Here is a 245-nt window from a genome sequence, read left to right as displayed (position 1 = left end):
GTCAGTTTCTCGACGTTGATCGTCATCGCGCTGGCGACGACCCCGGCGGCGGTGGCCAGGAAGATCAGCGTGAACAGCCCGGTCAACTGATCGTTGTTCTGCCCCAGCACCGTCAGCAGCCCGACCGCGCCATAGCTTTGTTCGGACAGGACGATCCGCGCCATGACGGTGACGATCGTGAAGCGCAGGACGTCGGCGCTGCCCAGCCAGCGGGTGTTGATCAGTGGGTTGGCGCGGTGATGCTC

Annotated in this window: 1 protein-coding gene; it reads right to left on the bottom strand. The window is 64.5% G+C overall.

The features are described from left to right. Positions 1–245 (bottom strand): hypothetical protein (locus CVH10_RS23315; RefSeq protein ID WP_219925060.1); only part of this gene is annotated, 245 nt, incomplete at both ends.

The organism is Halomonas sp. ND22Bw (genome assembly GCF_003011945.1).
GTDB lineage: Bacteria > Pseudomonadota > Gammaproteobacteria > Pseudomonadales > Halomonadaceae > Halomonas > Halomonas halophila.
This window is presented reverse-complemented; position numbering and strand designations above follow the sequence as displayed.